Origin of the sequence: Clostridium sp. KLE 1755 (assembly GCF_000466465.2) — a bacterium.
Lineage (GTDB): Bacteria > Bacillota > Clostridia > Lachnospirales > Lachnospiraceae > Eisenbergiella > Eisenbergiella porci.
This window is the reverse complement of record NZ_KE992726.1, coordinates 31,991-50,609: the sequence shown is the minus strand read 5'-3', so window position 1 is coordinate 50,609 and position 18,619 is coordinate 31,991. Positions and strand designations below refer to the sequence as shown.

11 protein-coding genes and 1 pseudogene are annotated in these 18,619 nt (G+C 49.6%); 8 read left to right on the top strand and 4 right to left on the bottom strand.

Going from position 1 to position 18,619, the window contains the following annotated elements:
* Both HMPREF1548_RS16465 and HMPREF1548_RS16460 read left to right on the top strand, forming a co-directional pair.
* Positions 1 to 191 (top strand): annotated as a pseudogene (locus HMPREF1548_RS16465) (hypothetical protein); the annotation flags it as partial.
* Positions 192 to 396: 205 nt separating this feature from the next.
* Positions 397 to 1,170, top strand: a complete 774-nt coding sequence (locus HMPREF1548_RS16460; RefSeq protein WP_051358418.1) for an alpha/beta fold hydrolase — start codon at positions 397 to 399, stop codon at positions 1,168 to 1,170.
* A 100-nt stretch (positions 1,171 to 1,270) separates the two neighbouring features.
* Here HMPREF1548_RS16460 and HMPREF1548_RS16455 read toward each other — a convergent pair whose 3' ends face one another.
* From HMPREF1548_RS16455 to HMPREF1548_RS16445, 3 genes are all read right to left on the bottom strand, one after another.
* A complete protein-coding gene (locus HMPREF1548_RS16455) occupies positions 1,271 to 3,124 on the bottom strand; it encodes an ABC transporter ATP-binding protein (protein ID WP_021637480.1) in 1,854 nt (617 codons plus the stop codon).
* Positions 3,121 to 4,980, bottom strand: a complete 1,860-nt coding sequence (locus HMPREF1548_RS16450) for an ABC transporter ATP-binding protein (protein ID WP_021637479.1) — start codon at positions 4,978 to 4,980, stop codon at positions 3,121 to 3,123. The genes HMPREF1548_RS16455 and HMPREF1548_RS16450 overlap by 4 nt, the downstream gene beginning before the upstream one ends.
* A gap of 234 nt (positions 4,981 to 5,214) precedes the next feature.
* Positions 5,215 to 6,519 (bottom strand): MFS transporter, encoded by a 1,305-nt coding sequence (locus HMPREF1548_RS16445; protein WP_035322519.1) that lies wholly within the window; start codon positions 6,517 to 6,519, stop codon positions 5,215 to 5,217.
* A gap of 407 nt (positions 6,520 to 6,926) precedes the next feature.
* Between HMPREF1548_RS16445 and HMPREF1548_RS16440 the strand changes: the two genes are divergently transcribed.
* From HMPREF1548_RS16440 to HMPREF1548_RS16415, 6 genes are all read left to right on the top strand, one after another.
* Complete coding sequence (locus HMPREF1548_RS16440; RefSeq protein ID WP_035322538.1) at positions 6,927 to 7,691, top strand: ABC transporter ATP-binding protein; 765 nt, start codon at positions 6,927 to 6,929, stop codon at positions 7,689 to 7,691.
* A 3-nt stretch (positions 7,692 to 7,694) separates the two neighbouring features.
* Positions 7,695 to 9,719 carry an FtsX-like permease family protein gene (locus HMPREF1548_RS16435; protein ID WP_021637475.1) on the top strand — a complete coding sequence of 675 codons (2,025 nt, stop codon included), beginning with the start codon at positions 7,695 to 7,697 and terminating at the stop codon, positions 9,717 to 9,719.
* Between the two features lie 302 nt (positions 9,720 to 10,021).
* A complete protein-coding gene (locus tag HMPREF1548_RS16430) occupies positions 10,022 to 11,131 on the top strand; it encodes an ABC transporter substrate-binding protein (RefSeq protein WP_021637473.1) in 1,110 nt (369 codons plus the stop codon).
* Between the two features lie 20 nt (positions 11,132 to 11,151).
* Positions 11,152 to 12,135 carry a FecCD family ABC transporter permease gene (locus HMPREF1548_RS16425; protein ID WP_276946526.1) on the top strand — a complete coding sequence of 328 codons (984 nt, stop codon included), beginning with the start codon at positions 11,152 to 11,154 and terminating at the stop codon, positions 12,133 to 12,135.
* Positions 12,128 to 13,132 carry a FecCD family ABC transporter permease gene (locus tag HMPREF1548_RS16420; protein ID WP_035322516.1) on the top strand — a complete coding sequence of 335 codons (1,005 nt, stop codon included), beginning with the start codon at positions 12,128 to 12,130 and terminating at the stop codon, positions 13,130 to 13,132. Before HMPREF1548_RS16425 ends, HMPREF1548_RS16420 begins: the two co-directional genes overlap by 8 nt.
* A 14-nt stretch (positions 13,133 to 13,146) precedes the next feature.
* The gene (locus tag HMPREF1548_RS16415) at positions 13,147 to 13,947 is read left to right on the top strand and encodes an ABC transporter ATP-binding protein (protein WP_035322513.1); all 801 of its coding nucleotides are present in this window, start codon (positions 13,147 to 13,149) and stop codon (positions 13,945 to 13,947) included.
* 102 nt (positions 13,948 to 14,049) lie between these two features.
* Here the strand turns inward: HMPREF1548_RS16415 and HMPREF1548_RS16410 are convergent, their stop codons facing one another.
* Positions 14,050 to 18,294: a 2-hydroxyacyl-CoA dehydratase gene (locus HMPREF1548_RS16410; protein WP_021637469.1), complete on the bottom strand. Its 4,245-nt coding sequence runs from the start codon at positions 18,292 to 18,294 to the stop codon at positions 14,050 to 14,052.
* Between the last annotated feature and the right edge of the window lie 325 nt (positions 18,295 to 18,619).

Below are 18,619 nucleotides of genomic sequence, written 5' to 3'. Positions count from 1 at the left end.
ATGAAGAAGAGGAAATGAGAAAAATCCGCGCAAGCGAGTATAAGAACGGTAAAGAAGATGGAATTGCTCAGGGGATAGTAGAAACCTGTAAGGAATTGGGGGTCAGTTTTGAGCAGACTGTAGCAAGACTGAAACTCCGTCTTGGCATCAGCGAACAGGAGGCACAGGAAAAGGTACGGCATTATTGGTGAAGAACCTGAATAGCTGAGGATATTATAGGAAACAAGATAAAAGTCATCATGGGACCTGTTGTCAATATGGCAAACCATGGTGACCTTTTTGTATGAATGGAGAGTATTGGCTTGGACTAATTTTACTGGTTGACTCCTTCTGCTTACGATAGTATACTTAATTAATATACGAATATATGTTCGAATAGTAAGGAGGGGGAAATAAATGCCATATATGAACTTTAAAGATCTTAATATGTTCTACGAAGACATGGGCTGCGGCGAACCGATACTGTTTTTACACAGCCATTTCAGCCGCAGCCTGCTGGCCTTCGGTGCACAGATACAGCCATTTCAGGGGGAATACCGCTGCCTGTTTCCGGATTTCCGCGGACATGGACGCACGAAATGCGAAAGCCTGGAATGGGATTCCCGCAAAATTGCCGATGATATGGCAGACTTTTTAGATGCCCTGGAAATTCCGAGTGCCCATCTGTTTGCCTATAGCTTTGGAACTACCGTGGGAATGTATATGGCATCCAAATATCCTGAAAAAGTCCGAAGCCTTATCGCAATCGGAGCCGGGACAGAGCCGAATCCTGAAGGCTCTGAGGATTTCCTGCCCGAAAGTATTATAAAAAGGAATGACACCAGAATGATACGTGACATGACAGCACGGCATTTTGAGGCTCACAGAGGAAACTGGGAGACCTTCATGGAACAGACTGTCCTTGACTGGCGGCAGCATCCAAATCTTACGGAAGAAGAGTGGAACGCATTATCCTGTCCCTTATTCTTCATAAACGGTGACAGCGATCCTTTTGGTTCCTGCAGACAGCTGAAAGAAAAATGCCCGCGTGCAAAAACCTTTGAAGTACCAAATTGCGGACACGGCCCCCATTTTGTTATGGAGCATGCAAAAGAGGTAAATAAAAGGGCGCTTGATTTTCTGCGGGAACTTGGCTCCGGTGTTTGTACAGACTCAACTGCAGGTTGCTAAAACTGCCCAAAATTGAATTTGCCTTCCATTGCCCATGCACAGAAGCTGAATTTCATCGAATCCCTGAAATAGTCGCTGACTCTGTTTATGAAGCCGCAAATCACTTTTCATAATACTGCGCCTGAGCGCGCCATAATTCAGCATATTTGCCTTTTTCATCAGCAACCAGGTCGTCATGGCTGCCCCTCTGGATAATCAGACCGTGATCAAAAACGATGATTTCATCGCAGAACCGGCAGGAGGAAAGGCGGTGGCTGATGTAAATAGCGGTTTTTTGCCCTACAATCTCATTGAATTTGCTGTAAACCTCTGCCTCGGCAACCGGGTCGAGAGCAGAGGTTGGCTCGTCGAGAACGATAAAAGGAGCATCTTTATAAAGTGCCCGGGCGAGAGCAATTTTCTGCGCTTCGCCGCCGGAAATTTCCACGCCGTTTTCACTGAAATCTTTATAAAGGCAGGTATCAGTTCCATTTGGCATCTGGGCAAGTCTTTCTCCGAAGCCTGCTTTTTTCAGGCAATATTCCACCCGGGCTTTGTCGTAATCAGCATTTGCTGCAACATTCTGTCCCAGTGAAAATGAAAAAAGCTTAAAATCCTGAAATACCACTGAAAAGATGCTCATATATTCCTCATAATTGTACTTCTGGATATCAATGCCATTGAGCAGAATTTTTCCTTCTGTCGGGTCATACAGGCGGCAGAGAAGTTTTATGAAGGTGGTCTTTCCTGAACCGTTCATTCCGACGACGGCAAGCCGTTCTCCAACGCGGAAATTCAGGCTGATATGCCGCAGGGCATAAGCATCGGAACCAGGATATTTGAACGATACGTCACAAAATTCAATTTCATAATCATTATCGTTGCAGTCGCATAATGCACGCTTTTCAATGGGAAGGGTGCCCTGATATTTCTTATTGGGGATATCAAGAAAAGCATACAGTCCCTGCAGATGAGAACAGCACACAGCGTTGTCCGTATACATAAACATTGCTTCCTGCAGCCCCTCACCCAGACGTGTGAGCACGCCCACATACTGAACGATGCTGCCCACACCGAAAGCGCCCATTGCCGCTTTGGCTACCACAAACAGATAGCAGACGGCATTGCTGAGACTGGCAAGGAAACCGCCCCAGGCCTCAGGACAGCACATTTGGTGAATCAGATGGTTTTGTTCCCTGTCATGCAGCTGCATTTTCTCAAACGCTCGGTCTGCGGCGTGATTCTGCTCATAAATGCGCACATCTTTAGCATACTCCGGTTTCATGCATAAATCACAGCCAAAGAAGTCAAAGGCTCTGTAGAACCAGACGTTTTCCTTACTCCATTTTTTAAACGCATTATTTTCCTTAACAGCGGCCCGGGAGCTGCACCATCCGCCGAACAGGATACATAGCAGAATGGCAAAAATACAAAAAGGGGAATCCAATAAGCCATATCCGGTTTTCCCGGTAAACAAAGTCGCTGACATGCAAATTGAAACAATAATATTAACGGCTGTACGGACCAGCCCTTCCGTTCCCCATACCAGCTGCCCAAGACCGTTGCCAAACATAAACAGATTTTCTTCCGCCTTTTTGCGCTGCTGCAGAATTTCTGCATTTTCCAAATCCACATAGTCCATAGACAGTTGTTTGTCCGTGAATACTTTCTGGAAAAAATCCCACATTTGCGCCTGCTTCTCACTGGTAATGCGATCTAACACACTGCGCAGCATTGATATTACGAGATTGCAAAGCAGCACAATACAGACGTAAAAAAACAGCAGATTTACCCGCCGTTGTCCGGTAAGTTCATTAATAATCTGCGCTGAGAACCAGAGGGAGACGAAAGGCTGAAGAGCGGTTATCAGCGCAGACGCTGCTTTGCCGGAGGCAAGGCCCGGACAATACTCCTTTAGAATATCATATCCGCGTACGGTGACAGAAACCCGTTCTCTGAGGGTAGATTTATTCATTCCTCCGCCTCCTTTCCTACGGGATGTTCTCTGTAATATTTTGCCTGCGTTTCAAACAGTTCGTAATACTTTCCTTTTTGGGAAAGCAGCTGTTCGTGGGTCCCTTCTTCAGCAATACGCCCGCCATCCATTAAAAGAATCCGGCTGCAGAAGCGGGTGGAGGCTAAACGATGTGAAATAAAGACGGTGGAGTGGTTTTCCATTACTTTATGGTAAGTTTCATACAGCCTGCTTTCAGAAATCGGGTCAAGGGCAGCCGTGGGTTCGTCCAGCACCATTATAGGCGCATTTTTGTAAAGGGCCCTTGCAAGCAATAATTTCTGCAGCTCACCTCCGGAAAATTCAATACCGTCATCCTGGATGACCCTGCTGTATGTGCTTTTGATTCCATTGGGGAGTTCCTGGATTTTATCCCACAATCCTGCTTGGAGCAGGCAATTTTCTGCAGCTTCCGGATCGACTTGCCCGGGTGCGCTCTCGCCTGCAATTTCTTCGATTGTTGCGGGCAGAATTGAAAATTGCTGGAACACTGCAGAAAAAAGCCTGTAATAAGCGGTTCGGTTGTATGCCTGCACATCTGTACCGTCATATAATACCGTACCCGCAGTCGGATCGATCAGGCCGCAGATCAATTTTACAAGCGTGGTTTTGCCTGCCCCATTTAAACCTACTACAGCCAGGTGTTCGGCAGGATTGATTTTAAGGTTAATATTCAGTAAAGTATCGGCTTTGGCGCCAGGATAGCGATAGCAGACATTTTTTAACTCAATGACTTTGGGAAAAGCCAATAATGCGTCGGTTTTAACTCCGCCTTCCCGTTGGAACTGTTCGGGAAAGGAGAGGAAGCTGCGAAAATGGCTGACGGCCATGCTGAGGCGGGAGATATTGGACGCCTGGCCGAGAATGCCGGAAAGCCAGACTGAGAAACCAGTGATCGCACTAAAATAAAGCACAAAATCAGCAACGCTGATCTGACCACCAAAAACCAGCGCCAACAAATAGGCATATGCCGCGCCTTCCCGAAGTAAGGCTAATCCGTTGTCAGCAGCGGATACGCCGAACACCTTTTTCGTGTAACGGTGAAAATATCCGGATAACCCTTTTAAATTCTGTTGATAAATCTGATTCATCCACTTGCTCATGTCGTATATCCGGATATCCTTAGCTGAAGCATAATCGCCGGAAATACGGGTAATGTACTGGGTTTTCTGCCGATACTCCACTTTTTCCCTGCTGTGGGCCTCCGCCCATTTGAGAATTTGTTTATCCAAAAAGAAACTTACAAGCGTGGTGGCTGCCAGAAAAAGGACAATAAACAGATTGAGCCTTGCCAGAATGCCCATATATACCGTAAATCCAAGGAGATTAGAGAGCATGGAAACGCCTGCATCATATACTTCGGTCATCTCAGAAAAATTCCCATGGCAGTATTCATGGCTCTCGCTCTGCAGCTTGCGGAATTCATCATTTTCCTGATTGCAGTAGTCGGTGGTCAGGCCTTTATCCGCCGCCTTTCGCAGATAATAGGTATTCATTTTGTATTTATGCCAATAGACACATTTCTTCCCGAAGCCCTGCAGACCGGTGATTGCCGCAATACTGATGGTAAAATAAAGTGTTATCATCGCAGTCTCAAGGATACCTTTTCCTTCTGTCACCGCATCAATTACCGCCTTGGGCAGAAAAGTGGAAAGCACCGGCAGAGCCACCCTGGTCAGCATGAGAAGCAGACACCAGAATAAAAGCGGCGGATAACAGATATATGTATTTTTTATGCAGTACAGGATATTCTGGAAAACAGAGTAGTGTTTGTAAATTGCCTGCGCCTGTTTTCCAGAGGACGGTTCATGTTCCATTTTTTCTTTCCTCCTGCCTGTAAGCTTATCATCTGTAAGCTTATCAGAAAAGGCCTGGAATACGTCATTTCTGCACGAATGGCATGATTTACAGCACGAATGGTTATAGCGCCATGCCAGGTTTGTTATGCTGCCGACAGAATTGGTACGGAACAAACGGGAAGCAGCGGCATATACCGCTGCTCCCTGTTTCCCGTTATTACATTGACTGTTTGGCTGTTGTGCAGCCGTCAATCACTCACTGTCATTCAGACTCTGATACAATGGATTCCTTAAAGCAGCAATACTCAAAATAAATCCAATTATCCCGACAATAAAGAACATAACCGCGATACCGGAACCTTTCCCCGCCCCGAAAAATAACGCCAAGGCATGCTGAATGGCTGATGGCCTGTTCATAAATGGTTCAAAAACATGATCAGCCCAAATACCGCCGAGGAACAGCCCTAAAGGGATTGTGATGTTCTGAAGGGTATCCCTGGCGGAAAAAACACGGCCCTGCATTTCGAGAGGCACATGAACACGCATAACTGTATTAAGGTTAGCCCCCAGAACCGCAACCGGCACATAGGAAACAAAAGCGGAAACTACCCAATAGGGCAATGAAGGGGTCAGGCTCAGCATTACATCTCCCAAAAGAAATGTAAAAATGCAGCTGATAAATATAACCTTTATTTTGTTTTTTGGCGGCTTTACAAATGTAACAACAACGCTGCCGGCGAGTACGCCAAGCGAAACAGCGGCCTCCGCCATGCCAAGCGCTTTCTGGCTGCCGCCTGTCCTGCCAAGAATGAAGGCGGACATCATGCCGTCATTGCCTGCTTTCGCTAAAAAGTTAACCACAGAAAAAAACAATATAATGCGCAAAAGCGCCCTATGTTCCCGCAGATAATTGATTCCTGACATACAGCTTTTCAGAAAAGGACCCGGCGTTTCTTCCGTATTGTGAATTATATCCGGAATTTTAATAAAAATCAGCAATGTGACAAACGCCACTGCGAAGCTGGCAAGATCAACTGCCAAAATTATCGGCATGCCTCCGAAGGCAAGCAGGGAACTGCCAAGCGCCGGAGCCAGTATCGTAATTACGGAACCGGAAAAGGACTGCAAGCCGCTCACTTTTAAATAATGTTCCTTAGGCACAAGCAGGCTTGTCGCCACATAAGATGCCGGGCTTTGAAACGCGTTCATAAAACTGAGCAGAAAATTGATGACGTATAAATGCCATACCTGCAATGCGGATAACGAATACAATATTAAAACTGTCAGCGTACCGCAGGCGGCCATCAGATCTGCAAGCAGCATAATCCGCTTTTTATTCCAGCGATCTGCAATCGCTCCGGCTATAAAACGGAAAAGTATCGTCGGCAGGAAAGAACATAGCGTCAGGAAGGTTATACTGGAAGCTGTTCCTTCCTGGCTGTAGACCCAGATAATGAGCGCGAAATTGGTCATTGCCGTGCCCAGTTCCGACACAGCCTGTGAACTCCAGAGAATGAAAAAATCCCGGAGCCCTGAATACTTATTTTTTATTTTCATGGCTTTGCTCTCCTTCACAAGTTATATGGAATGTGAATGCAAAGCCTAATTCGGACGGCAGTTTTACGCTACCGCTCCATGCAGTTTCCGTCCGGAATCAGACTCTGCATGGAGCTAAAGCAATGGAAGAAAACATAAAGCACCTCTTCATATAATTTTTATATAAAGTATACCATGGATAAATGTATCTGTCGATTGTTGTTATCTGAATAGTGATCATCAAAATGGTATTTATCAAAACAGCGCATGATGGTTGATGAAAGGTTTCACACCAACCTTACAAAAATGCAACCTTCACTCAGAAAATGTAAGCCCATTCGATGGATTGTTTCCTCTGCCTGTCTTATAATAAGCACGAAACATACAAAAAGCGCACTGGTGTAAGGCAGAATGGAGGAATGAAAAAAATGTCACTGCTGGAAGTAAAGCATTTGAAAAAAGTATATACCACAAGGTTTGGCGGCGCAAAGGTGGAGGCGCTGGCCGATGTGGAGTTTTCCGTAGAGGAAGGGGAATATGTGGCAATCATGGGCGAATCCGGTTCAGGAAAAACCACGCTGCTCAATATCCTTGCCGCGCTGGATAAGCCTACCGGAGGCAAGGTTCTGTTAAACGGCCGGGATATGGCGGCGGTGCCGGACAGCCGGATGGCTGCCTACCGCAGGGATAACCTGGGCTTTGTATTCCAGGATTTCAACCTGCTGGATACCTTTTCTCTGCGGGACAATATTTTCCTGCCCCTGGTTCTTGCCAGAAAGGAATACGGAGAAATGGAAGAGAGACTGAAACCACTGGCGGACAGGCTGGAGATTAAAGAGCTGCTGGATAAGTTCCCCTATGAGGTTTCAGGAGGGCAGAAGCAGCGGGCGGCAGTTGCCAGAGCGCTTATTACGCAGCCGCAGATTCTGCTTGCGGACGAACCTACGGGCGCCCTGGATTCCAGGGCTGCGGACAGTCTGCTCCGTATTTTTGAAGACGTGAATAAAAGCGGCCAGACCGTTTTTATGGTGACGCACAGTACACGGGCGGCCAGCCATGCAGGAAGGGTCCTTTTCATCAAAGACGGCGTTATTTTCCATCAGCTGTACCGTGGGAACTGCAGCAATGAGGAGATGTACCAGAAGATATCGGATACCCTGACGGTTCTTGCCACAGGCAGAGGGGAGGACTGACAGATGAATATACCACAGTTTTCTTCCCTGCATAATCTCCTTTTTTATCCCCGGCTGGCAGGAACCAATATGAAAAAGAACAAAAGCATTTATTTTCCCTATCTGTGTGCAGGCAGCCTGATGGCGGGGCTTCTTTATGTCCTGAACTCCGTTGGCATCATGGTGGCGGACAGCGGCATGGAGGGTGGAGATATCATGTATATGCTGGTCAGGATCAGCTTTATGATATGTATTCTTTTCGTGTTTATCATCCTGTTTTATATTAACAGCTTTATCATAAAGCGCCGCAAACGTGAATTCGGCCTGTTCTGTATTTTAGGCATGGAGAAAAAACATCTTGCCTTCGTCCTTTTCTGGGAGGTACTTTTCAGTATGCTTTTGAGCGTATCCGTGGGAATTGCAGGAGGCATGCTTTTCAGTCAGGCAATGTTCCTTCTTCTTCTGAAATTCGTGGGGCTGCCCGGAAAGCTAATCTTCCGGATCCCACTGAATGCGGTGGCTGAAACCTTCCTGATTTATCTGGTCTGTTTCTTTTTTGTCCTGCTTTATGACATTGTAAGCGTGACAAGAACTAATCCTATAGACCTGCTTAGAAGCAGCCGGGAAGGAGAGAAGGAGCCTAAAACCAGATGGGCTGTCGCACTTGCAGGAGCGGCAGCCCTGGGGATTGGCTATGCGAAGGCCCTTGCCACCCAGACGGCCTCAGATGCGCTGTTTGCCTTTTTCCCTGCGGTGCTCCTCGTCATTATCGGAACCTACTGCCTGTTTCAGGCAGGGAGTATCGCCCTGTTGAAAACGCTTCGAAAAAACAGACGTTTTTATTACAAACCGGAGAATTTTGTTTCTGTTTCCGGGATGATTTACCGGATGAAACAGAACGCCGCGGGACTGGCAAGTATCTGTGTTCTGTCAACAGCCGTACTGGTAACGCTGTCCAGCTGTTTAAGCCTCTATGCCGGAGAGGAGGATATGCTGAAAAACCAGTTTCCCCGGGATGTCAATATGTATGCGGACGTGCCGGACTATTCCCCGCAGGATACTGCCTTGGCCGTACAACTGGCCGTTTCCATCAGGGAAAAGGTAAAGGAACTGGCAGCCTCTGCCGGCTGTACACTGGAAAACCAGATGGATTTTTACCAGATATCCTTTGGCGCTTCCTATGCGGACGGCCAGTTTACCACCGCCTTTAATAATGAGGGAAAAACGAACATGGTCTATGCCATGACGCTGGAGGATTACAACCGTTTATTTGGCAAAAGCCTTTCTCTCGGAGAAAGAGAGGTATTCTATTATACAACAGGACCGGAAATGAACGGATTTGCGGATATCTGCGGAGAAAAATACAGTCTGGCCGGGCGGCTTTGGGAGTTTGACGTTACAATGTTTATGGGCTTTGCCACGCCTGTGAATCTCAGTATATTTGTTGTCCCAGGCCTGGAAGATCTGAGCAGGCTGGCAGCGGCGAGCAATGCGCAGGCACAGAACGGCAGATTTCCCACCTCTGTGGAATTTAACTGCTTTTTTGATCTGGAAGGGAGCAAGGAAGCCGTCCGGCAGCTGGAAAGCAGCATACACGGCGCCGTGCCCGGCGTTTACAGGACTTATGTGCGCAGTGAGCAGAGGGCGGATTTTTATGAGCTGTACGGCAGCATCCTTTTTGTCGGCGTATTTTTCATCGTATTGTTCCTCATTGCCACTGTGCTGATTATCTATTATAAGCAGATTACGGAAGGCTTCGATGACAGGGAACGGTTCCAAATCATGGAAAAGGTGGGGATGAGCGCCGCTGAAGTAAAGAAAACCATCACCCGCCAGGTGCTTCTTGTTTTCTTCCTGCCTCTGGGAATGGCTGTTATACACATTGCGGTGGCATTCCCGCAGCTTTGCAAGATGCTTACGGTATTCAGTATGACCAATATAAAAATGTTCGCTTTATTTACCGTGCTTTCCGTTCTTGTTTTTGCGCTGGCCTATCTGCTTGTTTACCGGCTGACAGCGCGCACATACTTTAAAATTGTCCAGGGTTAGGCGGCAGGTGGCTGTCTCCTAGATCCTTCTTTATAACCGAAGGGGCACAGACGTGTCCCTTCGGTTTTCAGTTATGTTTCTTTCCGGACTGCCCCACAGGAGGGATGTCCTGTGGTCAATTCTTATTTCACAGCAATTTTTATGGCAATTTTCCAAAAGGCTGGTAAATATTACAAGCATCCGTATGCCTGAAATGAGTTGTCATGCATACACATTTATGCTAGCATATCTAACAAGAGTTAGTTGATTGAAACTAATATTGATTGAATTGCCGGTATACCGGATGGAAGGAAAGGAGAGTTATGAAGAAGATGAGAGCAAGACTGCTTTCTGTATGTGTATTTTTGGCTTTTTCGGCGCTGTTGGGAGCATGCGGTTTGAAAGCCGCTGCTCCGGAAACAGAAGCTGCCCGCGTGGAAGGCGGAAAGCAGGAGGCCGCAGAAACTGCGGCGGGGAATTCTAAAACAGCCGGGAACGCCACAGCAGCCGGGGTTACTATAGCAGCCGGGGATTCCATAACAGCCGGAGAGGCTTCCGCAGATGGTGAAGAGGACCTGACGGAAATGCCGGAGGAAGGAATGCGTACGGTGCAGACAGACAAAGGACCGGTGGAAATTCCCGTTAATCCGCAGGTGATCGTTTCGGATTACTATCTGGGAGAATTCCTGGCTGTGGATGTAAAACCGGTAATAGCATCCCCTTACTCCCTGTCTAATCCGTTCCTGAAAGGCATGGTGGAAGGCATTCAGGAACTGAATACGGTGAGCGCGGAGACATCTCTGGAAATGATTGTTGCCAAGGAGCCTGATTTGATTGTCACAATTACTGAAGCAGATTATGAAAAATATGCCGCAATCGCACCAACGGTATATATTCAGGATGGCAGCCGCAGTGATGAGGAGCTGTTTTACTACATCGCAGGTCTTGTGGGAAAAGAGAATGAAGCGGAAGCATATATTGCTGATTTCAGGAAAAGAACGGAGGCGGCCGGGGAAGAAATCAGGGAAATTGTGGGAAATCGTACCGTTTCTATTGTGGAGGTATGGCCGCAGCAGATCTATACCATGGGCAGTCATTTTGCAAGAGGAGGTTCCATTCTGTATGATATATGGAAACTGAAGGCCCCTTCGGCAGTACAGGCGGAAATGGTAGATGCCGATACCCCTTATAAGGTGGTATCTCTGGAAGCGCTGCCGGAGTATACGGGAGATTTTATCCTGTACGGCGTCCTGGCGGATACGGACAGCTCCTTTGTGGAGGAATCCCGGCTCTGGAACAGTCTTGACGCTGTTAAGGCAGGTCGTGTGCTTGCTTATGAACAGGTCGCTTTTATGCACAGGGATCCGATTACCCTGAATGCCCAGCTGGATATTTTTGTTGACTTTTTCCGTAGCGTTGGTGAAAAGGAATGAGTGCGGGCGGACAAAAAAGGATGACCTTGTTTCTGCTTGCGGTCGGCGCTGCGGTCTTTCTGGCCGCAGCTCTTTCCGTGCTTTATGGAAGCATGGAGATTACTTTCGGGCAGGTGGTAAACGCCGTCATCCGGCCGGATGCTGCGGATCAGCAGCATATCGTAGTCCGGGAACTGCGTATTCCCCGTACGCTGGGCTGTATCCTGGCCGGCGCCGCCTTTTCCGCAGCGGGTTCTCTCATGCAGGGGGTAACTAGGAATCCTCTTGCGGATTCAGGACTGCTGGGCATCAATGCGGGAGCCTCTTTTGCGCTGGCGCTCTGTCTTGCTTTTTTACCCGGACTTGGTTTTACAGGAGTGGTTATCTTTTCCTTTCTGGGCGCGTCGGTTTCCATGCTGGCTGTCTATGGGCTGATGAGCATGAGACATCGTAAGCTGGAGCCTGTAAGGCTGGTACTGGCAGGCAGCGCTGTCAGTATTTTCCTGTCCTCACTCAGTCAGGCGGTCTCCATTTTCTTTCAAATCGGTTATGATCTTACCTTTTGGACCGCCGGCGGTGCGGCAGGCATCCGCTCCCGGCAGCTTCTGCTGGCAGGCCCGGTCATTGTTTCCGGCCTGGTGGCAGCAGTCCTGCTGTCGGGGCGTGTTTCCATGCTCAGCCTGGGAGAGGATGCCGCGAAAGGCCTGGGGCTGGAAGTGGAGCGTTCCCGTTTCCTTTGTCTTCTTACTGTTCTGCTGCTTGCGGGCGGCGCCGTGGCCCTTACCGGGCCGGTTGCCTTCGTAGGTCTGCTGGTTCCCCATGTGGTCCGCTTTTTTACAGGAGCGGATTATCGGGCGGTCATTCCCTGTTCCATGGCGGCGGGCGCTTTCTTTATGCTCACTGCAGATATTATTTCCCGTACCATCAATGCGCCTGCCGAAACGCCCATTGGTCTGATTTTTTCGCTTATCGGGGTGCCGTTTTTCATCTGGATTGCAAGAAAGGAGGACAAAGGCTTTGACTGACTCCCGGAAAAAAATGCGTGCCTGCATCGTGCTTGCCATATTGGCGGCGCTTCTTATCCTGGGAATCTGGGTGGATATCAATGCAGGCTACAGACATATCAGCCCGGAGGAGATCTGGAATATCCTATGGGGAAAAGGAGAGAAGGGGGTGCGTTTTACGCTGCTGCAGCTTCGGCTTCCGCGTGTACTTGCCAGCCTTCTGGCAGGGGCCGGCCTGTCTGTTTCGGGCTGTGTAATTCAGGGTGTTTCCCGGAATGAGATGGCAGAACCTGGCATTCTGGGAATCAATGCAGGGGCCGGACTTTTTGTAGCCGCCTTTATCGTGTTTTTTCCCGGGACAGGCTTAAGCCTTCCGTTAATTCTTCCTCTGCTCGCTTTTGCGGGCTCCCTGGCAGCTGCCCTGTGTGGCTACCGCCTGGCGCTCACCCGCAGGGGCCTGTCCCCGGGAAGGCTTCTCCTTACTGGAATAGCCATGTCCACCGTACTGTCCAGCGTGACCACGATGCTGATGCTGCGGATGTCCGACAGCGAGTATGCCTTCGTGCAGAACTGGCTTGCAGGCAGCCTCTGGGGCGCCGACTGGCCCAATATACGCATCCTTTCCACGGGGCTGCTGATTCTGCTGGCTTTTGTATTTTATAAAAGCAGAACGCTGAATGTGCTTGCTCTGGGGCATCAGACCGCCACAGGCCTGGGCGTGGGTGTTTCCCGGCAATCGGTGTTTCTTCTGGGTGCTGCCGTCGCCATGTCCAGCCTGTGCTGCGCGGTGGGTGGCGGCTTCAGTTTTGTGGGCCTTGTCTGTCCCCATCTGGCCCGTCGCCTGACAGGCTCCAATTACCGGCTGCTGCTTCCTGCGGCGGCACTTACCGGCGCCGTGCTGATGACCTTTTCGGATATTATATCCCGTACACTTCTGTCGCCGGATGAAATTCCGGTGGGCATTGTGGCGGCGGTCATTGGTGCCCCCTATTTCTTATACCTTTGCATAAAAACCTGAAGGAGGAGATTACTATGGACGCTGTGCTCGCAGGCAGGGAGATCTCTGTGGCTTACCAGCAAAATATGATTATCCCGCCGATGGATGTAAAAATTGAAAAAGAATGCATTACATCCATTATCGGCCCAAACGGCTGCGGAAAATCCACGCTTCTTAAAGCGCTTTCCCGGACGCTTCCCATTCGGTCAGGCCAGGTGCTGCTGGACGGCAGGCTGATTGCGCAAATGCCCACGGCCGAGGTGGCAAAGCAGATGGCAATTCTCCCCCAGGGACCTCAGGCTCCTGCGGGGCTGACAGTGGAAGAACTGGTATCCTACGGGAGATATCCCCATCAAAAAGGCTTCGGAAGGCTTGACAGGGAGGACCGGGAAGCCATCCGCTGGGCTCTGCACATCACCCATATGGAGGAACTCGCCGGGAAAAATATTGACGCGCTCTCCGGAGGCCAGCGCCAAAGGGCATGGATAGCCATGGCGCTGGCACAGGACACCCAGGTTATCCTTCTGGACGAGCCCACCACCTATCTGGATATGGCCCATCAGCTTGAGGTGCTCCGGCTCCTTGAAAAGCTGAACCGGCTCCGGAAAAAAACAATTGCGCTCGTCATTCATGACCTGAATCTGGCAGCCCGTTTTTCCCACCGGCTCATTGCCATGCGCTCCGGGAAAATACTTCATGAAGGCACCCCGGAGGAGGTTATGACCCCGCAGGTACTGGAGGAGGTTTTTTCTCTGAAGGCCTGTATCGGACAGGATCCCTGGACCGGAAAGCCGCTTTGTATCACCTATGAGCTGCAGGAAGAGGAAGTGTCATAAGGCGAAGAGCAAAAGAATAAAAGTCTTTCCGCCAACTAAAAAACACTGCGTCCCAAAACGGAGCTGAACTCCGGATGGGATCGCAGTGTTTTTGCTATATTGCTATGCTTCCTGTTCCTTCTGAAGATTCTTCTGCGCAGTGGACAGCATCAGTTTGATTCGGTTCAGCTGATTGACCTCGCTAGCGCCGGGATCATAGTCGATAGCCACCACATTGGATTTTGGATACCGTTTGCGCAGCTCTTTGATAACGCCTTTACCGACCACGTGGTTGGGCAGACAGCCGAAAGGCTGAGTACATACTATGTTATTGGTGCCGGACTTAATCAGCTCCACCATCTCTCCGGTCAGAAACCATCCTTCGCCGGTCTGGTTGCCGATGGAAACAATCGGTTCCGCATAGGAAGCAATATCAGAGATTTTTGCAGGCGCGTGGAAATGCTCCGATTTCTCAAAAGCTTTTGCTGCGGAGGAACGCACCCATTCCATGCCCTTGATTCCAAGCTTTGCCATGAATGCGGATTTTTTGCTGGTTCCCAGATGCTCCGCCTTATAAAGCTGATTGTAGAAGCAGTAGAACATGAAATCCAGCAGATCCGGGACCACAGCCTCCGCGCCCTCTGATTCCAGAAGCTCTACCAGATGGTTATTGGCTGCCGGCGCAAACTTTACGAGAATCTCGCCGACAATGCCTACCTTCGGCTTTTTCTCATCGGTGATGGGAATCGCATCGAAATCCTCCACGATTTCACGGCACATCCTGAAAAAGGTATGGAATCCGGGATGCTTTGCAGTCACAAAGGCTTTGCATTTATCCACCCATTTCCGATGACAGGCATTAACGCTTCCCGCTTCCTTTTCATAAGGACGCATCCGGTATACGCAGCGCATGAAAATATCTCCGAAAACTGCGGCATAGACGGCGCGAAGCAGAATATCCAGATTCAGCTTGAAGCCGGGGTTGCTTTCCAGTCCCGCCATGTTGACGGAAATCACCGGCACCTGCTCCATGCCCGCCCTGGCAAGCGCCCGGCGGATAAAGCCCACATAGTTGGTGGCACGGCAGCCGCCTCCGGTCTGGGACATTACCACAGCCACCTTATTCAGGTCATATTTTCCGGAAAGCAGCGCGTCCATAATCTGTCCCACCACCAGGAGGGATGGATAGCAGGCGTCATTATTTACATATTTCAGGCCGGTGTCAATGGCATGCCGGTTATCGTTGGGAAGCACCTCCACATGATATCCACAGGCATTAAACGCCGCTTCCAGCAGCTCAAAATGAATCGGGGACATCTGCGGGCAAAGGATGGTATAATCCTTACGCATTTCCTCCGTGAAAATTTCCCTGTGCAGGGCGGTGGAGGCGATGGTCCTTTTCTCTTTCTTCTTTTCCTTGGCCTTGATGGCGGACAGCAGGGAACGGACACGGATCCTGGCTGCCCCCAGATTGTTTACCTCATCGATTTTCAGGCAGGTATAAATCTTGCCAGAGCCGGAAAGGATATCGTTTACCTGATCCGTGGTAACGGCATCCAGGCCGCAGCCGAAGGAATTGAGCTGAATCAGGTTCAGATCGTCCCTGGTTCGCACAAAGGCGGCGGCAGCATAAAGCCTGGAATGATACATCCACTGGTCGGAGACGATCAGCGGCCGTTCCGGATGCCCCAGGTGGGAAACGGAATCCTCCGTCAGTACGGCCAGGCCGTAGGAGGTGATCAGTTCAGGAATGCCGTGATTGATTTCCGGATCCAGATGGTAGGGGCGTCCTGCCAGCACAATTCCCTGTGTTCCGGTTTCCTCCAGATAGGAGAGCACCTCTTCCCCTTTTTTCTTGATATCCTCTCTGGAGGCTTCCATCTCCGCCCAGCCCCTGGCCGCGGCGCGGCGTATTTCTTCGGCAGGCAGTTCGCTGAATTCTTTCTCCAGAGCCTGTGTGGCAACCTCCAGATTGCTGAAGGCCATAAAAGGATTACGCAGAACTGCTTCCCCGCGTCCGATTTCATCCACATTGTTCTTGATATTTTCAGAATAAGAGGTGACGATAGGGCAGTTGTAATGATTGCTTGCATCCGGCGTTTCATTTCTTTCATAGAAAAGAGCGGGATAGAAGATAAAATCCACACCCTGTTTAATCAGCCAGGACACATGCCCATGAGCCAGCTTTGCAGGATAGCATTCGGACTCGCTGGGGATGGATTCTATGCCCAGCTCGTAAATATTATGGGTGGAGCTGGGAGAGAGCACCACCTGATATTTCAGTTCGGTAAAAAACGTATACCAGAACGGATAATTTTCATACATGTTCAGAACCCGGGGTATACCCACGCGTCCCCGCTGCGCCTTGTCTGCGGAAAGCGGTTCATAGGAGAACAGCCTTTTCAGCTTATACTCAAACAGATTCGGCACCTGGCTGGGATTCTTCGGTTTTCCCAGGCCGCGCTCACAGCGGTTGCCGGATATGTACTGACGTCCGCCGGAAAAACGGTTAATGGTAAGGCGGCAGTGGTTGGTACAGCCCTTACATTTTGCCATGCTGGTTTCAAATTCCAGGGAATTAATCTGATCGATTGTCAGCATGGTGGTCTGGTAGCCCGCGCTGTAATTGTCCCTGGCGATGAGAGCCGCGCCGAACGCGCCCATAATTCCTGCAATATCGGGGCGGATGGCCTCGCAGCCCGCAATTTTTTCAAAACTGCGAAGAACGGCATCATTATAAAAGGTTCCGCCCTGGACCACGATCTGTTTCCCAAGCTCAGAGGCGTCGGATACCTTGATTACCTTAAACAGGGCGTTTTTGATAACGGAATAGGCAAGGCCTGCGGAAATATCGGAAACCTCGGCTCCCTCCTTCTGCGCCTGCTTTACCTTGGAATTCATGAAAACGGTGCAGCGTGTGCCAAGGTCGATGGGATGTTTGGCGAACAGGGCGGCTTTTGCGAAATCCTGCACGCTGTAGTTCAGGGATTTTGCAAAGGTTTCGATGAAGGAGCCGCAGCCGGAGGAGCAGGCCTCGTTCAGCTGCACGCTGTCAACCGTGCCGTTTTTGATTTTGATACATTTCATATCCTGGCCGCCGATGTCGAGAATACAGTCCACCTGCGGGTCAAAAAAGGCGGCGGCGTGATAATGGGCCACCGTTTCCACCTCCCCGTCATCCAGCAGGAAAGCGGCCTTCATCAGGGCTTCCCCGTATCCGGTGGAGCAGGAACGGACAATCTTCGCCCCTTTGGGAAGCTGCGCATAAATGTCCTGTATGGCGCCTATGGCGGTTTTCAGCGGACTGCCGTTATTATTGCTGTAGAAGGAATAAAGAAGGGCGCCGTCCTCGCCTACAAGCGCCACCTTGGTGGTGGTGCTGCCCGCATCAATCCCCAGATAGCAGTTGCCTGCATAATCCTCCAGCGAAGCCGTCGTTACGCAATGGCTGTCATGGCGGGTGCGGAAGGCTTCGTATTCCTCATCGGAAGAGAAAAGAGGCTCCATACGGGCTACCTCGAATTCCATTTTAATGCCGCCGGACAGCTTCCGGACCATCTCCTCCAGCGTAAAATATACTTCTTCCTTAGCGTTCAGCGCTGATCCAATTGCAGCGAACAGATGGGAATTATCCGTTTTAATGGTATGCTCCTCATCCAGCTTCAGTGTTCGGACAAAGGCGATCTGCAGTTCGGAAAGAAAATGAAGGGGGCCTCCCAGGAAAGCAACATGCCCCCTGATAGGCTTCCCGCAGGCCAGTCCGCTGATGGTCTGATTCACCACCGCCTGGAAAATCGATGCCGAAAGGTCTTCCTTGGTAGCCCCTTCGTTAATCAGAGGCTGGATATCGGATTTGGCAAACACACCGCATCTGGCGGCTATGGTATATAAGGATTTATAGTTTTTGGCGTATTCATTCAGGCCTGCCGCATCCGTCTGAAGCAGGGAAGCCATCTGGTCGATAAAAGAACCGGTGCCGCCGGCGCAGATACCGTTCATACGCTGTTCCACATTCCCGTTTTCAAAATAGATGATCTTGGCATCCTCGCCGCCCAGCTCAATCGCCACATCGGTCTGCGGCGCAAGCTCCTGAAGCGCTGTGGAAACGGAAATAACCTCCTGAACGAACGGTACTCCGAGATGATTTGCCAGAGTCAGCCCGCCGGAGCCGGTAATCATAGGATGAAGCGTTATATTTCCCAATCTGGACAGACTGTCTTTCAGTAAATCCGACAGTGTCTCCTGAATATTGGCAAAATGCCTTTTATAATCGGAAAAAAGTATATGATGGGCTTCATCCAGGATAGCAATTTTGACAGTTGTGGAACCGATATCGATTCCCAAAGTGTAATGAATAGAATTGCTCATATGTTAAAAATGCCCTTTCTTCGTAACTGTCCAGTTACTTCACAGTTACTGCCAAAATCTGCCATAAACCGCCTGCAGCGATGGATTTTGACACTCATGAATTATTTTCTTACAGTCAGAGCAATAAATGCACTGACCTGCTGAACAGTTGTCTCTCTACTTATTAAAATGTATTTTAAAACAACATTCTACATTATACGACAGCAAAGACGTAAAAGCAACTGCGGAAGTTGTTAAAAAAATTTTGGCGGTTTCGTAAACCGGGCATTTGCCCCTGCCGCAGCCTTTGGCGTCTGCTTTTGCGTGGTCCCGCGGCGGGGATGTT